The sequence below is a fragment of the Bradyrhizobium sp. HKCCYLRH1030 genome, from assembly GCF_051168395.1.
In the GTDB taxonomy this organism is placed as follows: Bacteria; Pseudomonadota; Alphaproteobacteria; order Rhizobiales; family Xanthobacteraceae; genus Bradyrhizobium.
Genome location: NZ_JBNPUY010000001.1, coordinates 602,327 through 625,089 on the forward strand (window position 1 = coordinate 602,327; position 22,763 = coordinate 625,089).

At 66.8% G+C, this 22,763-nt stretch carries 22 protein-coding genes; 14 read left to right on the plus strand and 8 right to left on the minus strand.

All coding sequences use genetic code 11. The features are described 5' to 3' along the window. Nucleotides 1-59: 59 nt before the first annotated feature. Nucleotides 60-740, plus strand: a complete 681-nt coding sequence (aat, locus tag ACQR1E_RS02660) for a leucyl/phenylalanyl-tRNA--protein transferase (RefSeq protein WP_434896617.1) — start codon at nucleotides 60-62, stop codon at nucleotides 738-740. Nucleotides 741-746: 6 nt separating this feature from the next. Here aat and ACQR1E_RS02665 read toward each other — a convergent pair whose 3' ends face one another. Continuing rightward, nucleotides 747-1,736, minus strand: coding sequence for a DUF2155 domain-containing protein (locus ACQR1E_RS02665; RefSeq protein ID WP_316164753.1), 990 nt, complete (start codon nucleotides 1,734-1,736; stop codon nucleotides 747-749). Between the two features lie 213 nt (nucleotides 1,737-1,949). Between ACQR1E_RS02665 and ACQR1E_RS02670 the strand changes: the two genes are divergently transcribed. The 9 genes from ACQR1E_RS02670 to ACQR1E_RS02710 all read left to right on the plus strand — a co-directional run bounded on the left by ACQR1E_RS02670 (nucleotide 1,950) and on the right by ACQR1E_RS02710 (nucleotide 10,129). Continuing rightward, a complete protein-coding gene (locus ACQR1E_RS02670; RefSeq protein WP_315712210.1) occupies nucleotides 1,950-2,723 on the plus strand; it encodes an SDR family NAD(P)-dependent oxidoreductase in 774 nt (257 codons plus the stop codon). A gap of 45 nt (nucleotides 2,724-2,768) precedes the next feature. After that, nucleotides 2,769-3,731: an alpha/beta hydrolase gene (locus ACQR1E_RS02675; RefSeq protein ID WP_434896618.1), complete on the plus strand. Its 963-nt coding sequence runs from the start codon at nucleotides 2,769-2,771 to the stop codon at nucleotides 3,729-3,731. 182 nt (nucleotides 3,732-3,913) lie between these two features. Continuing rightward, nucleotides 3,914-4,270, plus strand: coding sequence for a cupin domain-containing protein (locus ACQR1E_RS02680; protein WP_315712213.1), 357 nt, complete (start codon nucleotides 3,914-3,916; stop codon nucleotides 4,268-4,270). Nucleotides 4,271-4,348: 78 nt separating this feature from the next. Further along, nucleotides 4,349-4,678, plus strand: a complete 330-nt coding sequence (locus tag ACQR1E_RS02685; protein WP_315712215.1) for a hypothetical protein — start codon at nucleotides 4,349-4,351, stop codon at nucleotides 4,676-4,678. Between the two features lie 191 nt (nucleotides 4,679-4,869). Continuing rightward, complete coding sequence (locus ACQR1E_RS02690) at nucleotides 4,870-6,036, plus strand: amino acid aminotransferase (RefSeq protein WP_315751705.1); 1,167 nt, start codon at nucleotides 4,870-4,872, stop codon at nucleotides 6,034-6,036. 25 nt (nucleotides 6,037-6,061) lie between these two features. Continuing rightward, a complete protein-coding gene (locus ACQR1E_RS02695) occupies nucleotides 6,062-6,676 on the plus strand; it encodes a YitT family protein (RefSeq protein ID WP_315712219.1) in 615 nt (204 codons plus the stop codon). Nucleotides 6,677-6,936: 260 nt separating this feature from the next. Further along, complete coding sequence (locus ACQR1E_RS02700) at nucleotides 6,937-8,001, plus strand: ketopantoate reductase family protein (protein WP_316170459.1); 1,065 nt, start codon at nucleotides 6,937-6,939, stop codon at nucleotides 7,999-8,001. A gap of 102 nt (nucleotides 8,002-8,103) precedes the next feature. After that, nucleotides 8,104-9,117 (plus strand): Na+-dependent transporter, encoded by a 1,014-nt coding sequence (locus ACQR1E_RS02705; RefSeq protein WP_434896619.1) that lies wholly within the window; start codon nucleotides 8,104-8,106, stop codon nucleotides 9,115-9,117. Nucleotides 9,118-9,250: 133 nt separating this feature from the next. Beyond that, the gene (locus ACQR1E_RS02710) at nucleotides 9,251-10,129 is read left to right on the plus strand and encodes a transporter substrate-binding domain-containing protein (RefSeq protein ID WP_315712225.1); all 879 of its coding nucleotides are present in this window, start codon (nucleotides 9,251-9,253) and stop codon (nucleotides 10,127-10,129) included. A 124-nt stretch (nucleotides 10,130-10,253) separates the two neighbouring features. On the opposite strand, the gene ACQR1E_RS02715 is transcribed toward ACQR1E_RS02710, so the two are convergent. From ACQR1E_RS02715 to ACQR1E_RS02735, 5 genes are all read right to left on the minus strand, one after another. Beyond that, nucleotides 10,254-10,922, minus strand: a complete 669-nt coding sequence (locus ACQR1E_RS02715; RefSeq protein ID WP_434896620.1) for an amino acid ABC transporter permease — start codon at nucleotides 10,920-10,922, stop codon at nucleotides 10,254-10,256. Nucleotides 10,923-10,953: 31 nt separating this feature from the next. Then, the gene (locus ACQR1E_RS02720) at nucleotides 10,954-12,204 is read right to left on the minus strand and encodes an NAD(P)/FAD-dependent oxidoreductase (RefSeq protein WP_434896621.1); all 1,251 of its coding nucleotides are present in this window, start codon (nucleotides 12,202-12,204) and stop codon (nucleotides 10,954-10,956) included. A 22-nt stretch (nucleotides 12,205-12,226) separates the two neighbouring features. Beyond that, the gene (locus ACQR1E_RS02725) at nucleotides 12,227-12,985 is read right to left on the minus strand and encodes an SDR family NAD(P)-dependent oxidoreductase (RefSeq protein ID WP_434896622.1); all 759 of its coding nucleotides are present in this window, start codon (nucleotides 12,983-12,985) and stop codon (nucleotides 12,227-12,229) included. A 155-nt stretch (nucleotides 12,986-13,140) separates the two neighbouring features. After that, a complete protein-coding gene (locus tag ACQR1E_RS02730; protein ID WP_316202057.1) occupies nucleotides 13,141-13,419 on the minus strand; it encodes a hypothetical protein in 279 nt (92 codons plus the stop codon). A gap of 125 nt (nucleotides 13,420-13,544) precedes the next feature. Next, entirely contained in the window at nucleotides 13,545-14,486 is a 942-nt protein-coding gene (locus ACQR1E_RS02735; RefSeq protein WP_315712236.1) for a GlxA family transcriptional regulator, read from the minus strand. A 144-nt stretch (nucleotides 14,487-14,630) separates the two neighbouring features. On the opposite strand from ACQR1E_RS02735, the gene ACQR1E_RS02740 reads away from it, so the two are divergent. Beyond that, on the plus strand, nucleotides 14,631-15,329 hold the full coding sequence (locus ACQR1E_RS02740) for a DJ-1/PfpI family protein (protein ID WP_434896623.1): 699 nt from the start codon (nucleotides 14,631-14,633) through the stop codon (nucleotides 15,327-15,329). A gap of 88 nt (nucleotides 15,330-15,417) precedes the next feature. On the opposite strand, the gene ACQR1E_RS02745 is transcribed toward ACQR1E_RS02740, so the two are convergent. Beyond that, a complete protein-coding gene (locus ACQR1E_RS02745; RefSeq protein ID WP_315712239.1) occupies nucleotides 15,418-15,828 on the minus strand; it encodes an NADH:ubiquinone oxidoreductase subunit NDUFA12 in 411 nt (136 codons plus the stop codon). Nucleotides 15,829-15,992: 164 nt separating this feature from the next. On the opposite strand from ACQR1E_RS02745, the gene ACQR1E_RS02750 reads away from it, so the two are divergent. The 3 genes from ACQR1E_RS02750 to ACQR1E_RS02760 all read left to right on the plus strand — a co-directional run bounded on the left by ACQR1E_RS02750 (nucleotide 15,993) and on the right by ACQR1E_RS02760 (nucleotide 21,796). Next, a complete protein-coding gene (locus ACQR1E_RS02750; protein WP_434896624.1) occupies nucleotides 15,993-16,640 on the plus strand; it encodes a BA14K family protein in 648 nt (215 codons plus the stop codon). A 456-nt stretch (nucleotides 16,641-17,096) separates the two neighbouring features. After that, the gene (locus tag ACQR1E_RS02755) at nucleotides 17,097-19,415 is read left to right on the plus strand and encodes a CHASE3 domain-containing protein (RefSeq protein ID WP_434896625.1); all 2,319 of its coding nucleotides are present in this window, start codon (nucleotides 17,097-17,099) and stop codon (nucleotides 19,413-19,415) included. Between the two features lie 122 nt (nucleotides 19,416-19,537). Beyond that, nucleotides 19,538-21,796, plus strand: a complete 2,259-nt coding sequence (locus ACQR1E_RS02760; protein WP_434896626.1) for a CHASE3 domain-containing protein — start codon at nucleotides 19,538-19,540, stop codon at nucleotides 21,794-21,796. On the opposite strand, the gene ACQR1E_RS02765 is transcribed toward ACQR1E_RS02760, so the two are convergent. After that, nucleotides 21,793-22,686 carry a DMT family transporter gene (locus ACQR1E_RS02765; RefSeq protein WP_434896627.1) on the minus strand — a complete coding sequence of 298 codons (894 nt, stop codon included), beginning with the start codon at nucleotides 22,684-22,686 and terminating at the stop codon, nucleotides 21,793-21,795. The genes ACQR1E_RS02760 and ACQR1E_RS02765 overlap by 4 nt on opposite strands. Between the last annotated feature and the right edge of the window lie 77 nt (nucleotides 22,687-22,763).

The following is a 22,763-nucleotide window of genomic DNA, read 5'->3' on the forward strand; positions in this document are numbered from 1 at the left end:
GCCGACGCAGCCGGCACGCGACCATCGCGCGCCCGGCATCGGCCTGCTATGCTGATCCCATGAATACGCGCGACTCTGCAGCGTCCGAGATTACGCCCGAGGTCCTGCTGCGTGCCTATGCCTGCGGCATCTTCCCGATGGCCGAAAGTGCCGACGACCCGACCTTGTTCTGGGTCGAGCCGGAGCTGCGCGGCGTCATTCCGCTCGACGGCTTTCGCGTCGCCTCGCGCCTTGCGCGCACGGTCCGGTCGGACGCCTTCGCCGTGACCGTGAACCAGGCGTTCAAGGCGGTGATGGATGGCTGCGCCGAGCCGCAGCCTGGCCGCGAGGACACCTGGATCAACAAGCGTATCCGCGAGCTCTACAGCGGCCTCCACGCGCTCGGCCATTGCCACAGCGTCGAATGCTGGCAGGATGGCGAGCTGGTGGGCGGCCTCTACGGCGTCAGCCTGGGCCGCGCATTCTTCGGCGAGAGCATGTTTCACCGCACCCGCGACGCCTCGAAAGTCGCGCTCGTGCATCTCGTCGCGCGGCTGATGGCCGGGGGCTTCGAGCTGCTCGATACCCAATACGTCACCGAGCACCTCAAGACCTTCGGCGCCGTCGAGATCCCGCGCCGGCGCTACACCGTGCTGCTCGAAAAGGCCCTGAGGGGGCCGGCCGCCAATTTCGCCAGGCTGGCGGTTGATCGGCCGATCTCGGGCACCGAGGCACTCGCGATCATCGCAGCGCGCGGCTGAGCGAGGTTATCTGAACACTCCGCCGAACGGTCCACCCGCCTGGGGCGGCGGCGGTGGTGGCGGCACCTGCTGGGTCTGATTCTGCTGCGGCGGCGATGGCGGTCTGGGCGCCGCCTGCCGCTGCTGCGGCGGACGCTTTTGCGCAGGCTGCGGCGCCGCGGCCGGCTTCTGATCCGGCGCGGCGGCGCTGACGACCGTGGTCTGCGGCTCTTTGCAGTCAACCAGCCAGATGTCGTAGATCGGGTGCTCGACGCCGTGCAGACCGGGGCTGGCCGCGAACATCCAGCCCGAGAAGATGCGCTTCACCTCGCCCTGCAAGGTGATCTCGTCGACCTGCACGAACGCGTCGGTGTTGGCGGCCTCGGTGGCTGGCCTCGTGTAGCAGGCGTCGGTCTTTACCCGGAGCGCCCCGAACTGCACGGTCTCGCCGATATCCTCGTCGAAATTGATGATGCGGCCGGTGATCTTGTCGAGCCCGGAGAAGCTCGCCTTCTTGTTGACGATCTTCTGCGCCGGCGGTTCGGTCACGACCTCGTCGCCCGGCTGGATGGTGGCCGGGGTCTGCGGTACCGCGCCGTTCGGCGGGATCGCTGCATTCTGGGGTGCGCCGCGTGGCGGTGCCTGCCGCTGACCAGGCGCAGCCCCCGGCTGGCCGGGTGGCGGCACGGCCGCAACCGGAGGATTGTTCTGTGGCAGGATCGTCGTTCCCGGCGGCGGCGCCAGCGGCTGGGATTGGACCGGACCCGGCAGGGCGGCGCCCTGCCCTGGCGGCGGACGGGTTGGCGCCGGCAGCACCCGGCCCTGCGGCAGCTCCGGGATCTCCTCCTCTTCCTCGGGAGGCGGAATCGGCTCGCCACGGCGCGGAATGTTGCCCGGCGGGCGCGGAACGGGATCGGAGAAAATGGTACCGATCTGCGCGCGCGCCGGCACGGACAGCGTGAGGGATGTGGCGGCCAGCAATGCCGCGATACCGGTCAGGACGATTGTTCGGTGCATCTCGCGCGGCTTTATCAGGCGAATCGGGGTTCGGGACAATCAAATCGCGTCATGACCCATCCGCCGCTCTCGATCAGCCCTCCCGTTAACATGTCGAATACGGCGGGGGAAGGGCGAGCTGCCAGCACTCCGCGTACTGGTCAGCCGGTTCTTCCAATGAGATAGTCGTGATCAAGAGCCGGATCGGAACCGGCGCCAAAGGGAAGGAAATCGATGTCTGATTCGATCCGTCTCGACGGCCGAGTGGCCGTCGTTACCGGCGCGGCCGGCGTCATCGGCGCCGCGACCATGCGGCTGCTGGCCGCGCGCGGGGCCCGCATCGTCGCCGTGGACCGGCGCGAGGCCGATCTCGCCGCCGCGACGGCCGCCCTGCCGGCGAGCGCCGAGGCGCTCGCCGTGGCCGCCGACGTCACCGACGAGGACCAGGTCGCGGCTTATGTGCGACAAGCGTGCGATCGGTTCGGCACCATCGACGTGTTCTTCAACAATGCCGGCATCGAAGGCGAGATCAAGCCGATCACCGCATATCCGCTGGAGGCGTTCCGTCGCGTGCTCGACGTCAACGTCGTCGGCGTCTTCCTCGGCCTCAAGCACGTGCTGCCGGTGATGCTGAAGCAGAACCGCGGCTCGATCATCAACACCGCCTCGATCGCCGGCCTGATCGGCTCGCCGCAGATCGCCGTCTACAGCGCCAGCAAGCACGCGGTCATCGGCCTGACCAAGAGCGCGTCCTGGGAGTGCACCGGCACCAATGTCCGTGTGAACTGCATCTGCCCCGGGCTGATCGAGAGCCGCATGCTGAGCGCGATCATCGAAGGGCGCAGCGGCGCCGCGGTTCCGGCCGACAAGGTGGTCGATCGCGTCCCCGCGCGCCGGCTCGGCCAGGGCGCGGAGGTCGCCTCGATCGTCGCCTTCCTCGCCTCCGACGATGCCAGCTACGTCTCCGGCGCGGCCTACACCGTCGATGGCGGCCGCACCGCCGCCTGACGTCCCTTCAACTTGACCGTCTTTTCAACCCGACAGGTTTTTGCAATGCCCGTGCAACTCGATGCCGATGCCGCTGCCGTCTACAAAGCATTTCAGGAGGCCGGTCGGCCGGCCTATGAGACGCTGACACCGCAGGAGGCGCGGGACTACTACCTGGCCGCGCGCGTCGTGAGCAATCCCGAGCCGCCCGAGCTTGCGGACGTCAAGGACCTCGCCATCCCTGCCCCGCATGGCACAATCCCGGCACGGCTCTATCGGCCAAGGACGGTGCGGCAGACCAACGGTCTTGCGCCGGGATTGGTGTTCTATCACGGCGGCGGCTGGGTGATCGGCAATCTGGAGTCGCATGACGTGGTCTGCCGCGCGCTGGCGCACGAAGGCGAACTGATCGTGATCTCGGTCGACTACCGCCTCGCGCCCGAGCACAAGTTTCCGGCCGCGGTCGACGACGCTGCCGCGGCCATACGATGGATCGCCGACAATGCCGCCGCGCTCGGCATCGATGCCGCCAGGCTCAGCGTCGGCGGCGATTCCGCCGGCGGCAATCTCGCCGCCGTCGTCGCGCTCTTGGCGCGTGACGGCAAGGGCCCGAAGCTCTCAGGCCAGGTGCTGATCTATCCGGCCACCGACTTTTCGATGAGCCATCCCTCGCACAGCGAGCCCGAGACTAGCGTGCTGCTGACGCATTCGGTGATCCGCTGGTTTCGCGACCATTATCTCAACAGTGCCGCCGACATCCACGATTGGCGGGCCTCCCCGGCGAAGGCGGAAACCCTGGTCGGGCTACCACCCGCCTATGTGCTCACGGCCGGCGCCGACCCGCTGCGCGACGAGGGCGACGACTACGCGCGCCGCTTGCGCGAGGCCGGCGTGCCGGTGACGCATCGCAACCATCCCGGCCAATTCCACGGCTTCTTCACGATGGGCAAGCTGCTCGACCAGGCCAATGTCGCCGCACGCGACATCGGCGCCTGGCTGAAGCAGCTCGACCGGCCCGGCGGCATCTGAGCTTTACCGCGCTGAGCTCAGAACGCACCGACCCGCGAGTTCGCGGGTCGTGCTCACATGCGGCGGAAGTCGTCGCGTGTGAGATCGGCTTGCTCGCGCTCGAGCAGCAGCTACATCCCGCGCAAGCCGGCCGGGACGACTGGACAGCTCACATCTCATTCCTCGCAGCAGGAGACTCCCGCATGAAGACCGTGAACCTCGCCGACAAGCTGAGCCAATTCTCAGGCCATTGGGACCCGCACGTGGTCGCGGACTACAACGACAATGACGTGATGGTCGTGAAGTTCATGGGAGAATTCCCGTTCCACAAGCATGACACGACGGATGACTTCTTCCTGGTCCTGGAAGGCGAGATGGAGATGGACATTCAGGGGCAGCCTTCGCGGACCGTGAAGGCCGGCGAGTTGTTCGTCGTCCCCAAAGGGGTCGTCCACCGGCCGCGCGCGGCCAAGGAGGTCAAGGTGCTCCTGATCGAACCCAAGGGCGAACCGAACTCCGGCGACTCCGACCGGGTGCCCGCGCCCAAGCCGCGCATCTGACTCGCCGGAAGGCGTCAGACCTTCGGGCCTCCGCGAGCTTGAGATATCATTCAGAGCGGACAGGTGAGCAGGATAAACATGGAGCCAACTCTGGAGATTGCGCTGGCTTGGTTCAAGCCCGAAGAGTGGGAGGACATCAGGCGGATCTGCCCGGATCTGCACGACACTTATGAAGAATGGCTGGCCAGCGCTCAGGAGGTCATCGACACGATCGGCAGTCGCCCGGACGAGCGGATCGTGAAAGTGATCCTGACCGCGGCCGAGCTTCGGAAATGGCAACGTGCGACAGGGCGCAAAGTCGATGGCAGGGTTCGCTCACAGCTTGCCGCCAGGCGCGCGCGCAAGATCCGCAACGAGTCCCCACAGCCGGCTCCCGAGCCCCGTTCTGGCTCAGAAGGCAGTCGCTGAGGCTTGTCGCTCAGTTCGCTCAGGCGGGCCACGGCAAGTTCTGAGGGCGCAACGGCCGCCCATGCAGCGGACGAAGCGGAGCATCGCCGAAATGTCCGCTGTTCTTGCGCTGCAACCGAGATAGTGTCCCGTCGCCCGCAAGGACGGCTTATGGCCGTCTGGCAGGCCCCTCCTCCAATAGGATCGCCCCGATGTTCGACCGCTTGACCCGCCAGCCCGAGGATCCCCTGCTCGCTCTGATCGGCATCTTCAAGGCTGACCCGAGAGCCGACAAGGTCGATCTCGGCGTCGGCGTGTATCGCGACGAGGCCGGCCATTCGCCGATCTTCCGCGCTGTGAAAGCTGCGGAGCGCATCATCTGGGAGAGCCAGGACAGCAAGAGCTATGTGGCGCCGGAAGGCGACCAACTCTTCCTCGACCTGTTGTGGTCGCTCGTCGGCGGCCCCGCGCCCTCGGTCCATGCCGCAGGCGTGCAGACCCCGGGCGGCTCGGGTGCGCTCCGCCTCGCCGCCGATTTGATCCGCCAGGCCGGCACCGGCAAGATCTGGCTCGGACTGCCGAGCTGGCCCAACCACGCCGGCATCTTCGCCGCGGCGGGGCTCGAGGTCGAGACCTATCCCTACTTCGACGTTCCGTCGCAGACGCTGCAGCTCGACCGCATGCTGGAGGCGCTGCAGCGCGCCGCGCCCGGCGACGCCGTCCTGATCCACGCCTCCTGCCACAACCCGACCGGCGCCCCGCTCAGCACCGAGGACTTTGCGCGCATCACCGCCGTGATGGCCGCGCGTGGCCTCGTGCCGCTGATCGACTCCGCTTATCAGGGTTTTGGCGCCGGTCTCGAGGGCGATGCCGCCGGCCTGCGGGCAATGGTCGCGGCCGTGCCCGAGGCGCTGCTGGCGGTGTCCTGCTCGAAGTCCTTCGGACTCTACCGCGAGCGGACCGGCGCGCTCTACGCCGTCGCCTCGGCACAGGCCGCAGCCGAGACCGCGCGCTCCAATCTCGTCTCCATCGCCCGCACCAGCTATTCGATGCCGCCCGACCATGGCTCGGCGATCGTCAAGACGATTCTCGACACGCCGGACCTCTATGCCGACTGGAGCAGCGAGCTCGAGACGATGCGCCAGCGCCTCGCCGCGCTGCGCCGCTCTTTTGCCGAGGCGCTCGGCGGGCGCTGGTCCAACACGATCGCGATCGGCGTCCAGGAAGGCATGTTCTCGCTGCTGCCGGTGACGCCGGCCGAGGTCATGACTTTGCGCGAAAAGCACGGCGTGTACATGCCGACCTCGGGCCGCATCAACATTGCAGGCCTGAAGCTCGCCGACGTCGCGCGCGTTGCCGGCCTGTTCAAGTCGCTTTGAAACATCGCCTGCAAGGATCAAGGCCGTGACAGAGATCGTCGCTCAGGAGCGGCACAAGCTCTACGAGGACGCGATGGCGCTGACGCTGGGCACGCTGTTCGTGTCGCTCGGCATGCTGATCTACAGCAAGACGGTGCTGCTGGTCGGCAGCACCGCCGGTCTGTCGCTGCTGTTGAGCTACATCAGCGGCTATGGTTTCGGCGTCAGCTTCTTCCTGATCAATCTGCCGTTCTATGCGTTGGCCGTCCGGCGCATGGGCTGGCCGTTCACGATCCGCACCTTTGTCGCGGTCGGGCTCGTCGCCCTGTTCTCACGGCTGACGACGTCATGGATCGACATCAGCCATATCGATCCGATCTATGCCACTGTAATCGGCGCCGGCCTGACCGGGACCGGCCTGTTGATGCTGTTCCGGCATCGCACCGGGCTTGGCGGGATCAACATTCTGGCGCTGTATCTGCAGGAGCACTGGAAGATCCGCGCCGGCTATTTCCAGCTCGCCGTCGATTTCCTCATCATGATCGCCGCGTTCTTCGTCATCCCCGTGAACCGGCTGGCGCTGTCGATCCTCGGCATCGTGATCGTCAACGTCATCATCGCGATCAACCACAAGCCGGGGCGCTATATGGCGCTGAGCTGAACGGCCGAGCTCCAAGCGCAAGGTCGATCTGCGCTCGGATAGCCCCACCGTGACACGCGCCGGATGCCGCACGAGTGCGCTGCACCTTGCCAGACGGCGCATTCCGTGGGATGAAAGCTCTGGTATGCCAGCAACCGAGGCAATGGGTTACCGCATCCGTCCGCTCTTCCGGACGCCTGACGGACTCGTCGGTACGGCTGGATCGCCAACAAGAAACGCGAACGCAAAATCTCGAACCGATCTCTGGGGACGACCAAGGTATGGCACGCAACATTCTGATTCTCGGGGCCTCCTACGGCTCCCTCCTCGGCACCAAGCTGCTGATGGCTGGCCACAACGTGACGCTGGTCTGCCGCAAGAAGACGGCCGAGCTGATCAACCGCGACGGCACGGAAGTCCGCATCAAGCTGCGCGACGAGCCGGCGCATCGCTCGATCTTCTCGCGCGACCTGCCGGGCAAGCTCGACGCGGCCACGCCCGATAGCGTCGACCTGTCGCGCTACGACCTGGTCGGTCTTGCAATGCAGGAGCCGCAGTACACCAACCACACCATTCGCGTGCTGATGGTGAAGATCGCCGAGGCCAAGCTGCCGTGCCTCTCGATCATGAACATGCCGCCGCTGCCCTATCTCAAGCGCATCCCGGCGCTCGCCAACGTCGACCTCGACGAGGCCTACACCAATCCCGCGGTGTGGGAACGCTTCACGCCCGGGCTGGTCACGCTGTGCTCGCCGGATCCGCAAGCCTTCCGTCCGCCGGAGGAAGCCGCCAACGTGCTGCATGTCGGCCTGCCGACCAACTTCAAGGCCGCCGCGTTCGAGGACGAGACGCACAACGCGCTGCTCCGCGAGCTGGAGCGCGACATCGACGCGGTCAGGCTCGACGGCCAGGACGTGCCCGTGAAGCTGAAGGTGTTCGACTCGCTGTTCGTGCCGCTGGCGAAGTGGTCGATGCTGCTCACCGGCAACTACCGCTGCATCACCCGCGGTGAACCGCAGGCGATCCGCGATGCCGTTCATGGCAATCTCGCCCAGTCGAAATCGATCTACGAGCATGTCGATGCCATCGCCCGCAAGCTCGGCGCCGATCCGAGCGACCAGGTGCCGTTCGAAAAATACGCCAAGGCGGCCGAGAGCCTGCTCAAGCCGTCGTCGGCCGCGCGCGCCGTCGCCGCGGGCGCGCCGTTCATCGAGCGCGTCGACCTTCTGGTGAAGCTGATCTCGCAGCAGCTCGGCATGCCCAACCCCGAGATCGAGCAGACGGTGCAGACGGTCGACTTCAAGCTCAACGAGAAGATCGTGGTCGGCGGCTCCAGCGCGCAGTGATGCGCAGGCGCCGACATCGTCCGTAACCAGATGTGACTTTGCATGAACGCGCGGCCGACGCATGGTTCGCGCGTTCATTGATTCACATCGTTCGGAATGAAGATGCCGTCCTTCGGGCCTCTCGCTTTTCCTCTGCAGGCCCTGAGCTGGCTCGGCAATCAGGGCACCCGCGCCATCGTCGCGGTTCTGCTGGCGGCAATCGCCGTGCCGCCGCTGGGCGAGCTGGCGCGACCCTACGTCACACAGGCGATCTTCCTGCTGCTCTGCATCTCCTTCATGCGCGTCGACGTCGCGATGCTAACAGCGCATCTGCGCCGCCCGCTGCTGGTGGTGGCCGCGACCGCATGGACCACGATCGCCGTGCCGACGCTGGTCGGCACGATCGGGCGCATCGCCGGCGTCGATGCCACAGCGCCCGACCTGTATCTCGCGCTGATGCTGCAGGGGACGGCCTCGCCGATGATGGCCTCGCCCGCACTCGCCGCGCTGATGGGGCTCGACGCGACGCTGGTTCTCATCACGCTGGTGACCTCGACCGCGCTGGTGCCGCTGACGGCGCCGCTGTTCGCCTATGTGTTTTTGGGCGAGACATTGTCACTGTCTCCGGCCACGCTCGGGCTGAAGCTCGCCGCCATCCTTGCGGGCGCCCTGGCGGCGGCCGCCGCGATCCGCCTTGCCCTCGGCATCGCGACGATCCGCCGCCACCGCGCGCCGATCGACGGCGTCAACGTCCTCATCCTGTTCGTGTTCGCGTCCGCCATCATGGCCCATTTCCTGGCCGACCTGGCCGCCAGCCCGTTCCGCATGCTGGGACTGGCGCTGCTCGCCTTCACCGTGTTCTTCCTGTTGCTCGGTACCACGATGCTGCTGTTTCGCGGCGCGGGGCGCGAACGCGCGATGGCGCTCGGCATGATGGTGTCGCTACGCAACATGGGGCTGATGCTCGCGGCGACCGAGGGCGCGATCCCCGGCACCACCTGGCTGTATTTCGCGATGAGCCAGTTCCCGATCCACCTTGCGCCGCAACTGTTGCGCCCGCTCGCCGAGCGCCTGCGTGCAAAGCCGCTTCCATCGGGCGGGACCGATCAGGGCCTGATCAATCCTGCATCGGAATGAGGCAAAGCAGCAACGGCATGCGGCCGTTCCGGCATGACACGACGGCCAGCCGCTTACTATCAAGGCCGACATGGTTGTTGCTGGCGTACAAGGCCGGCGCTACGCTCCGTGCCTGTTGGTGCAGGAGGATGATGTGACCACGTCAGACGATCAGAAAATTTCCGAAGACCGCCGCGATGCGCTGCGCTACGCGCTCGCCATCGGCTCCGGTGCCGCGCTCGCGTCCGCCATGACGACGACGCCCGCCTCGGCGCAAGCGGCCGACAACACGCTCGACCGCGTCCGCGCCAACAAGGTGCTGCGCATCGCCGTGCTGCCGGGCGAGCTGCCCTATTTCAACAAGGATCTTGCCACCGGCACCTGGTCGGGCTTCTCGATCGAGATGGCCAACGACATCGCCAAGCTGCTCGACGTGAAGCTCGAATATGTCGAGTCGACCTACGGCAATTCGGTGCTCGATCTGCAGGCCGGCAAGATCGATCTCGGCTTCGCCCTCAACCCGACGCCGCAGCGCGCGCTGGTCATCGACTTCTGCGGCACGGTGTTCCCGCATCCGTTCGGCGCCATGCTGAAGAAGGGCATGGAAGCGAAGACCTGGGCCGACATCAACAAGCCGGAAGTGAAGATCGCCGTCGACGTCGGCTCGGCCAACGAGGCGGTGGCGCGGCGCTTTGCTCCCAACGCCACGATCAAGTCGCTCAAGTCGCGCGACGAAGTGATGCTGGAGATGGCCTCGGGCCGCGTCGACGTCGTCGTCAACGCCCTGATCCTGGGCCTCACCGCAATCGCCAAGAACCCCAATCTCGGCTCCTACAAGATCCTGCAGTCGCCCTCGGTCGCGATTCCCTCCAGCATGGGCGTGCGCCGCGAGGCCGACAAGCGCTGGCGCGACTTCCTCGCGGTGTGGATCGACTACAACCGCGGCATCGGCCAGATGCGCGAATGGTTCGTCAAGGGCCTGGGGCTGGCCGGCGTCAAGGCCGAGGACGTGCCGGTCGAGGTGAATATCTAAGCGAAGCCACGCTCTCTCCTAGCGTCATTGCGAGGAGCGCAGCGACGAAGCAATCCAGGACCGTTCGTGCCGCCCTGGATTGCTTCGCTCGCAATGACACGGAGGCATTCGATGATGTATCGCCTCACGCCTTGTCGTACGTCATGCCGCGCTCGAAGCGGCGGCCCAGGAGCGTCGCCGGAAACAGGATCGCGAAATAGATCAGCGCGATGATGGTGTAGACCTCGAGCGGCCGATAGGTGTCGGCGTTGATCAGCGTCGCGTTGTAGACGAGATCGGGCACTGCGATCACCGACACCAGCGAGGTGTTCTTCAACTGCGTCACCGACTGGTTGACGTAGGGCGCCAGCATCGGCTTCAAGGCCTGTGGCAGGATCACGAGCCGCATCATCCGCCACGGACGCAGGCCGAGCGCGCGCGCCGCATCCCATTGCCCGCGCGGCACGCTCTCGATGCTGCCGCGCACGATCTCGGCATAGAACGCCCCGGCATAGAGCGACAGCACGGTGACCGCGGCGACATGCGCCGGAATGTTGACGCCGATCACCACCGGGAACGCGTAGTAGAACCAGATGATCTGCACCAGCAGCGGGGTGCAGCGGAACAGCTCGATATAGCCGATTAGCAGCCAGTCGATCACGACCGGACGGCGCAGCCTGACGATGCCGACGACGAGCCCGATCAGCGAGCCGAGCAGGATGGTGCCGAGCGTGTACGCCATGGTCCAGCCGAGCCCCAGCCAGAACAGATGGCTGTACTTGGCGAGGATGGCGAAATCCCAGGTATAGTTCATCGCAGCTCCGGCGTGACGCGGTCGCGGCCCCTCACAGATACCGGCTCGGAGCAAAGGCGGAGACGTCGAACGACGGCGCCTCGCCCGTGATCATCGCGGCGATCGCCGCGCCCGTGGCCGGCCCCGTGGTGAAGCCGATATGCTGATTGCCGAATGCAAGCCACAGGCCGGAATGGCGCGGCGCCGGCCCGATCATCGGCAGCGAATCCGGCAAGGTCGGCCGCGCGCCGCGCCATGGCTGGGCCACGGCCTCGCCGAACTCGACCACGCCGCGCGCCAGCGGGACGACCTGCTCGAGCTGGGCGAAATTCGACGGCGCATCGCGATCGGTCAGCTCGACGCCGGAGGTGACGCGCACGCCGTTCTCCATCGGCGTCATCAGGAAGCTGCCTTCGGCGTCGTGGATCGGACGGTGCAGCATGCGCGCCGGGTTGGGCGTGAACTCCTGGTGATAGCCGCGCTCGAACGCCATCGGCACGCGGTAGCCGAGCGACCTGAGAATGTCCGGCGACCAGGGACCGAGCGCAACCACGACATGACGGGCGCGAATCTCGCCGTCGCCGAGCACGACACGCCAGCCCTCACCGTCGGACAGCACCGCCCTGATCTCGGACTGCCGCAGCACTCCGCCCGCGCCCTCGAACATCCGCGCATAGGCCTTCGTCACATTGCCGGGCGAGTCGACCGACGCGGTCTGGCTGTGCAGCAGTCCCACTTTGTAGACCGGCAGCATATTGGGCTCGAGCGCGGAAATGCCCTGGCGGTCGAGCAGCTCGCTCTTGATGCCGTATTCGGCCAGGAGAGCCTGCTCCGCCTTGGCCGCTCCGACGGCGTCGCTGCGCCACGCCTTGAGCCAGCCGGTCTCGCGGATCCGCTGCGGCTCGCCGGCGCGAACGATCCAGTCGCGATGCAGTTTCAGCGACGCGCCGATCAGGCCATGCAGCGCGGTGGCGCGCGGCTTGACGCGGGACTCCACGGCATTGGCGAGAAAGCGCAGCACCCATTCGACATTGCGCAGCGTCCATGCCGGATCCCAGCGCAGCGCCGCGCTCTTGTTGCCGAGATAGGACGGCAGTGCTTTGAACAGCGAGGGCTTGTTGAGCGGAAGGATCGAACCGGAGGAGAGAATGCCGGCATTGCCGTACGATGTCTCCTCGCCCGGCGCCTTGCGGTCGACCAGCACCACCGAGAGCCCGCGCTCCCGGATGGCGTAGGCGGAGGAGACGCCGACGATCCCCGCTCCCAGCACGACCACGTCGGCTGTCTGCTGCACACGCTCCATCGTCTCTCGATCCATCTGCTGCTTACATCAGGGTCAGGCCGCCATCGACCGGCAGCACCGCGCCGGTGACGTGGCCGGCGTCTTTCGACAGCAGGAAGGTCACGGCCGCGGCGATGTCGTCGGGCTCGGCGAGGCGCTGTTGCGGATTGGCCGCCGCCGCCGTCTGCCACGCGGCCGGATCGAGCGAGCCGAGCCGTCCCGCATCCTTGCGCGTATAGCCGGGCACGACGACATTCGCGGTGCCGCCGCACGCAGCCAGCTCGATGGCGAGGCATTTCACCAGCGCCTCCAGCGCCGCCTTGGCGGCAGCCGAGGCCGGGAAGGTGCCGCCCGGCACGAAGCGGTGCGCGACGAAGCTGGAGATCGCGACCGCGCGCGCATGGGTACTCTGCACGAGGTCAGGGAGCGCGGCGCTGGCGAGCTCATGAAATGCCGCGGGCATCACTGCGAGCGAGCGGTCGAGCCCGTCGCGCGGCAGATCGCGAAAGCTGCGGCGGTCGGCAAAGCCGGCGGCATGCACCACCGCGTCGATCCGGCCGAACCGCGTTCGTGCCGCAGCCGCCAGCTCGGTGGCAACGCCCTGTCTGGCCAGGTCGCCGCAATGAAACTCGGCTTCGGCGCCGGCCTCCCGGCACGCCGCGGCGACGTCCCGCAGACGCGCGAGACCTGCTTCGTCAGCCCCCTGCCCGTGCAGCATCACAGCCTGCCCCGGTGCGGCCATGCGGCGCGCCACCGCAGCACCGATGCCGGCCCCGCTGCCGGTGATGATGGTGACACGCATCGCGCCTCGTCTACCCCTCGGTTTCGCGGGGCGGACTATAGGTCTCACACCTGCCGATGCCAACACGCGGACGGACATGCGCCGATGTCCGTCGCGCGGGACTTCTTTCGCCTCGGACGTTCAGAACGTCCAGGTCGAACGGCTGAGTTCGCCGCTCAGCACTTGCCGCCGACTTTGCACTTGTTGGTCGACTGTGAAATCGTGCCGCCCTTGCCGCTGCAGGTGGCGGCATAGGCATTCACGCAGGCGACCTTCGCGGATGTGCAGCCCGCATGATCGTTCTTCACGCAGATCGTCTCGCTATAGGTCTCGATCGTGCTGCCGCCTTTCTTGCAGACGCACATTCCGGTGACTTCGGCTTTTGCCGCAAAAGCGCTGTCGACACTGCCGACCGCGGCAGCAGCAAACAAAATCAGGGACAGAAATACGCGCATCGTATCCTCCATGGACAAAGTGGCAATGCGCGTACTATGCGCGCTTCGCGCATGTCACACAATTTTAAATTGTCTCAACTGCCATCGAGGATCGTCGCCCGCGGCCGCTCGTCCACTGATCCAGGTCAGGCGGTGAGGCGTGCCGCGCGCCGCAGGGCCTGCGGCGGCTGGCCGAAGGCGCGAATGAAGGCGCGCCGCATCCGCTCAGGATCGCGAAAGCCGGTCGCCTCGGCCACCAGCTCGATCGGCTGATGCGAAGCCTGCACGCGATCGCGCGCCACCTCCAGCCTGAGGCGCTCGATCGCCTTCGACGGCGTCGTCCCGGTCTCGGCCACGAAGGCGCGGGTGAAATGCCGCGTGCTCATGCCGGCACGCTCGGCAAGGTCGTCGACCGTCAGCGGCGCATCGAGATGCTCGCGCGCCCAGGTCAGGAGCTCGGCGAAGCGGCCGCTCGGCGCCTTCAGCTCCAGCAGCGAGGAGAACTGCGACTGCCCGCCGCTGCGGCGATGATACAGCACGAGCTGACGTGCGGTCTTCTGCGCGATCTCCTCGCCGTGATCGTCGGCGACCATGGCGAGTGCGAGATCGATGCCGGCAGTGATCCCAGCCGAGCTCCAGACATTGCCGTCGCGGACGTAGATGCTGTCAGGCTCGAGCTTCACTTGGGGGTAGGCTCGCAGGAACTGCCGCGTGCGCTGCCAATGCGTGGTCGCGCGCCGCCCGTCCAGCAGGCCCGCTTCGGCCAGCACGAAGGCGCCGGAACAGATGCTGGCAAGCCGGGTGCCCCGCTGCGCGACCTTACGAACGAAGTTCAGCGTGCATGCGTTGCGGCTCGCAGCTTCCACGCCCTCGCCGCCGGCGATCAGCAGCGTGGTCAGCGCCGACACCGGACCGAATTTGCGCGCCAGCATTTCGGCCCCTGACGACGACCGCACGGGTCCGGGCGTGGCGGCGACGACCCTGATCGATGGCGCGGCGCGCGCATAACGCGAGGCGATCTCGAACACCGAGATCGGTCCGGCGGCGTCGAGCAGCTGAAAATCGGGGTAGATGAGCACGCCGATCATGGTGGATGGCTCCGTGAGCCCAAGTCCGTGAGCCCAAGTGTGAAATCCCAAGCCCGTCCGGAAACGAGGGAACTTTGGCATATGCGCCATCCAGCGGACCATGCAGAATGCCCGCCGTCAAGCACCACACCTGCGAGCACCGCCATGGCCCAACCGCTCTCGATCGCTCTCGTCCTGTTTCCACACCTGACCCAGCTCGATCTCACCGGTCCGGTGCAGGTGTTCTCCAGCGTGCCGGGGGCGACACTGCATCTGGCGTGGAAGAGGATCGAGCCGATTCCGACCGACTCGGTCCTCACACTGATGCCGACCACCACCTTCGCTGACTGTCCGCAGGCGGACGTGATCTGCATTCCCGGCGGCTTCGGTGTCGACGCCATCCTCGATGACACCGAGGTCATCGGCTTCATCCGCCGCCAGGCCGAAGGAGCCAGGTACGTCACCTCGGTGTGCACGGGCTCGCTCGCGCTCGGCGCCGCCGGCCTGCTGGATGGCTATCGCGCGGCGACCCATTGGAGCGCGCGCGAGTGCCTGCCGCTGTTCGGGGCCACCGTCAGCACCGAGCGCGTCTGCATCGACCGCAACCGGATCACCGGCGGCGGTGTCACGGCCGGCATCGACTTCGCGCTGACCCTGGTGGCGCAGTTGGTCGATCGTCAGACAGCGGAGGCAATCCAGCTCAGGCTCGAATACAATCCGGCGCCCCCTTTCACCGCTGGATCCCCCGACACGGCGCCGCCCGAGGTGGTGTCACGCATGCTGGAGCGGATCACACCGTTCCGGAAGCGACGAATCGAGGCGGCAGAGCATGCGGCGGCCGCCCTCAGGACCAACCCGGCGTAGCGCAGGCTTGGCAGGCTCCCGACAGTAAAGAGGCCGCCCAGAGCTCGGGGCGGCCTTTTCCGATCGGGTCATCTCGAGCGAAATCGAATCAGCCGCCAGGAGTCCAGGGCTGATAATCACCGGTGGCCTTTGGCCTGCGACCGCTGCCCAAGGTCGAGCCGGCCGGGCGATACGCCAGCGCAGTCCCCGTCAGGTTCGGCTCATGCGGCTTTTCCCACTCGCGCGGCTTGTAGCCCTCCTGAGTCGGCGGCACGTCGACCATATGATGCATCCAGCCGTGCCATTCGGGCGGAATACGGCTGGCTTCGGCCAGGCCGTTATAGATCACCCAGCGCCGCTCGAAATGCAGCACCGGGTCGATCTTGCCGCCGGCAGTCCGATAATAGCGGTTGCCCTGTGCATCCTGCCCCACGAGCTCTCCGAAGCGCCAGGTCCACAATTGCGTGCCGAAAGTCTGGCCGTTCCACCACGTGAAGAGCTTGAGAAAGAACTGTTTCATGGGCTTGGGGCCGGTTCTGTGAAGGTCCCGGTTCTGATGCCACCCCGCCCGCATCTTGTCCAGTGTTGCACCGCCTCCGCCCGCGACGATGTATCGGTTCGCGGCGGGGAACGACATCCGCGGCCTGCGGTTAGGTCACTTTCCCCCCTGATGGAGCGATAGCGATGACCAGACTGAAGAGATGGAGCACTGCGGCGGCAGTGGCGCTGATTCTGCCGCTGGCGGCAGCGACGACGAGCTTTGCCCAGGGTCCCGGCGGCGGCGGTCGTGGTCCGGGCGGCGGCGGTGGTGCCGCCATCGGCGGGGGCGGTGGCGGCGGCGGAGCGATCGGCGGCGGCGGACGCGGCGGCTTTGCGGCCGGCCCGGGTGGCGCCGGCATGAGCGGCGGCAGCTTCGCCGGACGCGCAGCCGTTGGCGGCGCAGCGCTGGCGGGTCGCGGTCCGGCGGCCGGCGCCAACGTCGCCGTCAACACGGGTGGCGGCCGCGGCAACTGGAGCGGCGGCAATTGGAGTGGCGGCGGCTGGCAGGGCGGTCACCGTGGCGGCTGGCATCACCGCGGCGGCGGCTTCTGGCCGGGTGTCGGCGTTGGCGTCGGGATCGGATTGGGCAGCAGCTATGCCTACTACAACGATCCGTATTATTACGGGCCCGACTATTACTCCGACTACTCGTACTATGACGACTCCGCGCCTGTCGCCATCGTTGGAACCGAAGGCGTCGACCCGAGCTACTGCGCACGCAGGTACCGCTCGTATGATCCGGCTTCGGGAACCTATCTCGGCTATGATGGCATTCGCCATCCATGCCCGTAAGAGTCTGACGTAGTAGCTGCGACAACAGAGGGCGGCGAGCCTATGCTCGTCGCCTTTTTCGTGCCGTATTGTTGTTTGTTCTGTGTCTAATGCGCCACGTTGCAGGCTGATTTTCGCCCATATTTCAAAATGTGCCTCGCGACGTGCAGATGATCGGCCCGTTTCGGTCCAATATCGTTCGAGCATGTGATTCTGCCCGTTCGGCCGCTTCGCAGGCTTGGTTGATATCAGTTGATGGACACATGGATTTTCGCGGAACTCGCGCAATGCAAACGCCGCGGGTGAGTGGCTTGGGCCTGCCGCCCGCGAACGCGCCAAGAACTTCGAACAAGGAGGCGCGCCTTGCCGACATATCTTCACTGCTTGGACGCAGCTGCATCGAAACTCGGATGCATATGGCTGGCCGCGATGTTCCCCGGCCCCGCTGGCGGACGTGTCGATGATTGAGAAACGCAGATGACCTATCAGCGTCTCGCATTGGGGCTCGGTCTCGGAACGCTGCTGGCGATCGGCGCCGCGTCCACGGCGCTCGACATCAAGTCGCGCCACGACGCGGCCTGGGTGAATTCATCGCTCGACATCCTGCAGAAGACCTCCGATCTGCGTCTGCTGCTACGCGAAGCGGAAGCGACCTCTCGAGGCTACGCGCTCGTCGGTGACGATCAGTTCAGGACGGAGTTTGCCGATGTCAGCACGAGAATTCCGGTCGCCATGGCCGAGCTGCGGCGCGCCGTGGCCGACAATCCCGAACCGCTGAAGCTTCTGACCGAGACCGAAGCCCTGATTGTCCGCAGGGTCGAGCTCGCTGCGGAGTTGATCCGGTTGCACGCCGCCTCGGATCGTGCGGGGCTCGAAGCCCTCAGAAGCCGCGCCGAAGGGCCGGCGACCATGAGCGAGATCACGGCCCATCTCGACCGTTTCGTTGCCGATCAGCGCAAGCTGCTGACGCAGCGTTCGATGACGTCGAAATCCACCGGATCGCTGCTGCTCACGATCGACCTGTGCGGTCTCGCGCTGCTGCTGATCATCGCCTTCTACCTCATCCGGCGGACGTATCTCCACGATCGTGCGCTGCGCGCGTCGCTGGTCCGCTCCGAAGCCGAGGCCAACTCGCTGGCGGAAAAGGCCGAGCAGCAGCATCTCGACCTGATCGCCGCCCATGAGAAGCTGCGCCATTCCGCCGAGATCCTGCAGAACACGTTCAACAGCATGGCAGAGGGCGTGCTCGTCATCGATGCCACGGACACGGTGGTCTTCTCGAACCCCGCGGTCGAACATCTGCTCGGCTACAGCCCGGAAAAGAATCTGGCCGACGTCCGCGCGCGCCTCCGCGTCTACGAAAGCGACGGCGTGACGCCTGTTGCAGCGCACGACCTGCCGACGCCGCGAGCGTTGCGGGGCGAGAGCTTCGACCGCCGCGAGCTGATCGTCTACCGGCCCGACCAGGACGAGACGCTGCGGCTGATGATCTCCGGCCGCCCGCTGCGCGACGCCACGGGCGGCATTACCGGCGCGGCGATGGTCTATCACGACATCACCACGGCGCACGAGACCGAGCGGCTGCTGCAGCAGGCGCAGAAGCTGGATGCGATCGGCAAGCTCACCGGCGGCGTCGCACACGACTTCAACAACATGCTGACGATCATTACCGGCACCATCGAAACGCTGGCCGACGAGGTGAAGGACCGCCCCGCCGCCGCGGCGACCGCAGCGCTGATCGGACAGGCGGCAGACCGCTGCACCGAGCTGATCCGGCATCTGCTCGCCTTCGCCCGCAAGCAGCCGCTGCATCCGCGCGACAGCGACGTCAACAGCACGATTCTCGACATCGCAAAGCTGCTGCGTCCGACGCTCGGCGAGCAGATCGAGATCAACTCGATCCTCGAAGAGGAGACGCTGATCACGCACATCGATTCGGCGCAGCTCGCCAACTCCCTGGTCAACATGGCGATCAACGCCCGCGACGCGATGCCCAATGGCGGCAAGCTGCTGCTGGAATCGCGCAGGGTGGTGCTCGATGAGGCCTATGCCTCAGCCAACGCCGGCGTGACGCCCGGCCCCTATGTCATGGTCGCCGTCAGCGACACGGGTACTGGCATGTTGCCGGAGGTCCGCGACCGCGCCTTCGAGCCCTTCTTCACGACGAAGGAAGCCGGCAAGGGCTCCGGCCTCGGCCTCAGCATGGTCTACGGCTTCGTCAAGCAATCCGGCGGCCACATCAAGATCTACAGCGAGGAAGGACGGGGCACGACGATCCGGCTCTACATCCCTGTGCCCAAGGGACAGGCTGCGAGCCCTGCTCCGCCCGAGCCCCCGCCGCCGCGCGGCGAGGAGACGATCTTCATCGTCGAGGACGATCCACTGGTGCAGGACTTCGTCGTCTCACAGTTGCAGAGCCTCGGCTACAAGACCATCACCGCATCGACCGGGGTCGAGGCGCTGGCCAAGATCGACTCCGGCCAAAGCTTCGATCTCCTGTTCACCGACGTCATCATGCCCGGCGGCGTCAACGGCAAGGAGCTCGCCGAGGAGGCGCTGCGGCAGCGGCCCGGCACCAAGGTGCTGTACACGTCCGGCTATACCGACAATGCGATGGTCGAGCACGGCCGCCTCGACCAGGCTGCTCTCCTGCTCACCAAGCCCTATCGCAAGTCGGAGCTCGCCAAGATGGTGCGGCTGGCGCTGGCAGGCCCCGTGGATGACGCCTTGGCCGATGATGCCTTGGCCGAGAACGCCTTTTCCGAGGACGCACCGACGCGCGCTCACTTCTCCTGACTTGACCATCGCGCGGATCGGAACTGCGATCGTCACGGAGCTGGGCGCCACAAATTCCAATGGAAACCTACCCCATGCAATTGGCAGGACGCGACGGCATCCCGCGCCATTGGAGGCCACCGATGATCCGTCGGCGGGTGGTGATCGGGCTCGGCCTTGGAACCCTGCTCGCGATCGGCGCCGCGTCGACGGGACTGGACATCAAGGCGCGCAACGATACCGCCCTGGTCGAGCACACGATGGAGGTGCTGGAGAAATCCTCCGAGCTCCGCGCCCTGCTGCGACAATCAGAAGCCGCCTCGCGCGGCTTCGCATTGTCCGGAGCCGACCGGTTCGTCGCAGAGTTTCAGGCGACGAGTGGACTTATTCCTGCGGCCTGGGCGGACCTACAAGGGCTCGTCCGGGACAATTCCTCGCAGAGCGAGCGGCTGCGATCGATTTATGGCATCGTGCAGCGGCGCATTCAGCTTGCCGGCGAGCTGATCCGTCGCCACGCGGCGAACGATCGCGACGGCCCGGAGGCGCTGGCGGCGAGCGCGGCCGGTCCGGCGGCGATGACGACGATCAACCAGGCGCTCGACGCCTTTACCGATGAGGAGCGCCGGCTGCTGGCGAACCGCGCCACGATCTCGCGACGAACCGGATCCTGGCTACTGGCGATCGACCTCGCCGGCGTCGGCCTGCTGCTCCTGATGTCGGCCTATCTCGTCCGGCGCGCTCATCTTTCCGACCGGGCGCTGCGCTCGTCCCTCACCCGGTCACGGGAGACCGCGACCTCGCTGGAAGCCCAGGCCGTGCAGCAGCGCAGCGATCTCGCCGCCGCCTATGACGCGCTGCGCCGCTTCTCCGCCATTCTCACGAACACCTTCAACAGCATGGCCGAGGGCGTCCTCGTCGTCGATCCCGAAGGCACGATCATGCTGTCGAACCAGGCGATGGGACGTTTCCTGGGAACGAATGTGGGCAAGACCTTCGCCGAGATGCAGGCTGCCAACCAGTTCTACGAGAGCGACGCCGTCACCCGCATCGTCGATGAGGAGCTCCCGATCGCGCGCGCCTTGTGCGGGCTGTCGTTCGACCGCCGCGAGGTCGTGGTCAAGCCGACCGACGGCCGGCCGCAGTTTCGCCTGATGGTCAGCGGGCGGCCGCTGCGCAATTCCGCAGGCGCGATCAGCGGCGCCGCGCTGGTGTATCACGACGTCACCGACGTGCACGAGACAGAGCGCCTGCTGCAGCAGGCGCAGAAGCTCGATGCCATCGGCAAGCTCACCGGCGGCGTCGCGCACGACTTCAACAACATGCTGACGATCATCACCGGGTCGATCGAGGTCCTGATCGACGCGGTGCAGGACCGGCCGGCGGCGGCCGAGTTCGCAGCCCTGATCGGCAGGGCCACCGATCGCTGCACCGAGCTGATCCGGCATCTGCTCGCCTTCGCCCGCAAGCAGCCGCTGCGTCCGCGCGACATCGACGTCAACGCCACGGTGGAGGACATCGCCAAGCTGCTGCGGCCGACCCTCGGCGAGCAGGTCGAGATCAGGACCGTTCTCGCCGACGAGGATCTCATCGCCCATGTCGATTCCGCGCAGCTCGCGAACGCGCTGGTCAACATGGCGATCAACGCGCGCGATGCGATGCCCGACGGCGGCAGGCTGCTGCTGGAGACGGCGAAGACCACGCTCGACGCGGCCCATGCAGCGGCCAATCCCGGCATCGTGCCCGGTTCCTACGTCATGGTCGCAGTCAGCGACACCGGCAGCGGCATGCCGCGGGAGGTGAAGGACCGCGCCTTCGAGCCGTTCTTCACCACCAAGGATGCCGGCAAGGGCTCCGGTCTCGGCCTCAGCATGGTCTATGGCTTCGTCAGGCAGTCCGGCGGCCACGTCAAGCTTCAGAGCGAGCAGAACCGCGGCACGACGATCCGGCTCTATCTGCCGGCGGCCCAGGCGACGCAGCAGATCGAGACGGAGCACGAGCAGGCGCTGCCGCATGGCCGCGAGACGATCCTGGTGGTCGAGGACGATCCGCTGGTGCGCGACTTCGTGCTCGCGCAGTTGCAGGGCCTCGGCTACACCACCCTCGTCGCCTCGCAGGCCTCGGAGGCGCTGGCCATCGCCGCGCGGAACCAGCCCTTCGACCTGCTGTTCACCGACGTCATCATGCCCGGCGGCATCAGCGGCCGGCAGCTCGCCGAAACCATCATGACCACGCGCCCCGCGCTCCCAGTACTCTACACCTCCGGCTATACCGGCGATGAGATGGTCGAGAATCGGCAGCTCGTGCCGGACGCGCTGCTGCTGACCAAGCCCTATCGCCGCGCCGAGCTCGCGCAGATGGTGCGGCGGGCGCTGGACGGCAAGCCGGCGGCCGGCTGGCGTTAGCCGCGGGTCGCCATCGCCACCGCGGCCAGTGTGAAGGCCAGCGCGGCCACCTGCCCTGCCCCGAGCGGCTCGCGCAGCGCGATCGCGGAGGCCAGGACGCCGATCACCGGCACCGCCATGGTGCCGATCGCCGCCACCGAGGCCGGCAGCCGCGACAGCGCCGCGAACCAGGCGACATAGGCGACGCAGAACTGGATCACGGTGGAATAGAACATCAGCGCCCAGTCGAGCTGATCCAGCTTCGTCCAGTCGGAATGCTCGACCGCGAAGCCCACGAGCACGATCGGCACGCAGCCGATGCCGATCTGCCAGGCCGCCGCCGACAGCGGCGGCAGCCTGATCGGGAGCTTCTTGGCCATGACCGTGCCGAGCGCGAAGCCGAACGCGCCGCCGAGCACCATCAGGATGCCCGGCAGCTTGTCGCGGCTGGCGGTGAGCCCGTTGCTGCCCATGATCGAAGCCAGTCCCGCGAACGCCAGCACCAGCGCGAGCACGCGCAACAGCGTCGGCCGCTCGCCGAGGATCGGCCAGGCCAAGAGCGAGGCCCACACCGGCATGGTGTAGGCGATCAGCGCCGCCTCGCTCGCCGGCAGCCACAGCAGCGCCAGCCCCATCAGCACCATCCAGGCGGTGACGTTGAGCATCCCGGCCAGGATCAGCCGCGGCCAGACCTCACGCGGCACGGCGAGGCTCTGGCTGCGGATGACGGCCAGCAGCGCCAAGAGAGCCGCCCCGACCACCCCGGTGGTGCCGCGCAGAGTGAGCGGCGGCAGCACGCCGACCAGATGCTTGGTGACCGGCCAGTTGAAGCCCCAGCCGAGCGAGGTGATGGCGAGGAACATCAGCCCGGCGGGCGTGATCCGCCCGCTGGCCACTGGCTTATCTGTCATGGAATCACCGGCGCCGTCCGTGGGACGATGAGCTTGCCGGCGTTTTCCCGGCCACACCAGGGATTGTGGGGCATGCC

Coding starts and splice junctions, on each gene's coding strand:
- aat (WP_434896617.1), top strand. CDS start 60: ATGAATACGCGCGACTCTGCAGCGTCCGAGATTACGCCCGAGGTCCTG.
- ACQR1E_RS02665 (WP_316164753.1), bottom strand. CDS start 1,736: ATGCACCGAACAATCGTCCTGACCGGTATCGCGGCATTGCTGGCCGCC.
- ACQR1E_RS02670 (WP_315712210.1), top strand. CDS start 1,950: ATGTCTGATTCGATCCGTCTCGACGGCCGAGTGGCCGTCGTTACCGGC.
- ACQR1E_RS02675 (WP_434896618.1), top strand. CDS start 2,769: ATGCCCGTGCAACTCGATGCCGATGCCGCTGCCGTCTACAAAGCATTT.
- ACQR1E_RS02680 (WP_315712213.1), top strand. CDS start 3,914: ATGAAGACCGTGAACCTCGCCGACAAGCTGAGCCAATTCTCAGGCCAT.
- ACQR1E_RS02685 (WP_315712215.1), top strand. CDS start 4,349: ATGGAGCCAACTCTGGAGATTGCGCTGGCTTGGTTCAAGCCCGAAGAG.
- ACQR1E_RS02690 (WP_315751705.1), top strand. CDS start 4,870: ATGTTCGACCGCTTGACCCGCCAGCCCGAGGATCCCCTGCTCGCTCTG.
- ACQR1E_RS02700 (WP_316170459.1), top strand. CDS start 6,937: ATGGCACGCAACATTCTGATTCTCGGGGCCTCCTACGGCTCCCTCCTC.
- ACQR1E_RS02705 (WP_434896619.1), top strand. CDS start 8,104: ATGCCGTCCTTCGGGCCTCTCGCTTTTCCTCTGCAGGCCCTGAGCTGG.
- ACQR1E_RS02715 (WP_434896620.1), bottom strand. CDS start 10,922: ATGAACTATACCTGGGATTTCGCCATCCTCGCCAAGTACAGCCATCTG.
- ACQR1E_RS02720 (WP_434896621.1), bottom strand. CDS start 12,204: ATGGAGCGTGTGCAGCAGACAGCCGACGTGGTCGTGCTGGGAGCGGGG.
- ACQR1E_RS02725 (WP_434896622.1), bottom strand. CDS start 12,985: ATGCGTGTCACCATCATCACCGGCAGCGGGGCCGGCATCGGTGCTGCG.
- ACQR1E_RS02730 (WP_316202057.1), bottom strand. CDS start 13,419: ATGCGCGTATTTCTGTCCCTGATTTTGTTTGCTGCTGCCGCGGTCGGC.
- ACQR1E_RS02735 (WP_315712236.1), bottom strand. CDS start 14,486: ATGATCGGCGTGCTCATCTACCCCGATTTTCAGCTGCTCGACGCCGCC.
- ACQR1E_RS02740 (WP_434896623.1), top strand. CDS start 14,631: ATGGCCCAACCGCTCTCGATCGCTCTCGTCCTGTTTCCACACCTGACC.
- ACQR1E_RS02745 (WP_315712239.1), bottom strand. CDS start 15,828: ATGAAACAGTTCTTTCTCAAGCTCTTCACGTGGTGGAACGGCCAGACT.
- ACQR1E_RS02750 (WP_434896624.1), top strand. CDS start 15,993: ATGACCAGACTGAAGAGATGGAGCACTGCGGCGGCAGTGGCGCTGATT.
- ACQR1E_RS02755 (WP_434896625.1), top strand. CDS start 17,097: ATGACCTATCAGCGTCTCGCATTGGGGCTCGGTCTCGGAACGCTGCTG.
- ACQR1E_RS02760 (WP_434896626.1), top strand. CDS start 19,538: ATGATCCGTCGGCGGGTGGTGATCGGGCTCGGCCTTGGAACCCTGCTC.
- ACQR1E_RS02765 (WP_434896627.1), bottom strand. CDS start 22,686: ATGACAGATAAGCCAGTGGCCAGCGGGCGGATCACGCCCGCCGGGCTG.